The sequence below is a fragment of the Polaromonas sp. P1_G2 genome (assembly GCF_056405515.1).
This window is the reverse complement of record NZ_JBFUBY010000745.1, coordinates 1-578: the sequence shown is the minus strand read 5'-3', so window position 1 is coordinate 578 and position 578 is coordinate 1. Positions and strand designations below refer to the sequence as shown.

1 protein-coding gene is annotated in these 578 nt (G+C 54.7%); it reads right to left on the bottom strand.

What is annotated here, in order from left to right; genetic code table 11:
* The coding region (locus AC1D0P_RS27345) for an Lrp/AsnC family transcriptional regulator (protein ID WP_477679602.1) at positions 1–363 on the bottom strand (363 nt) is incomplete at its 3' end.
* Between the last annotated feature and the right edge of the window lie 215 nt (positions 364–578).

The window sequence follows — 578 nt, the reverse complement described above, 5'->3', positions numbered from 1 at the left end:
CTTGTAGAAAGCGTCATAAGCCGCGATGTCGGGGACAACGACGCGCAGGAGATAATCGACGTCGCCGCTCATGCGGTAGAATTCCACGACTTCGGGGAATTCGACGATCACTTCGGAAAAACGCTTCAGCCATTCGATCGAATGCGAATTGGTACGGATCGACACGAAGACGGTGACTTTGGTGTTGACCTTGATCGGATCGAGAATGGCGACGCGCCGCTTGATGACACCGTCCTCTTCCATTTTCTGGATGCGGCGCCAGCAGGGCGTGGTCGACAAGCCGACCTTCTTGGCGAGGTCGGCCACGGCGAGTGTCGCATCTTCCTGCAGCAACCTGAGGATCTTTCTGTCAAGGCGGTCCATACTTACCTCCGGGAAAATTTTGCTCACTATTATACGAATTTCTGAAAAAGGAAGAATGCTATTTCAAGAAATCCACGAAGAAACCAGACGGCGGAGTTCTGGCAGCAGTTCAGTTTCGAACCATGGGTTCTTGCGGATCCAACCGGTATTGCGCCAGCTTGGATGCGGCAGCGGCAGCACGCCCCTTTCGAGATGTCGGCGCCAGTCGCGGACAG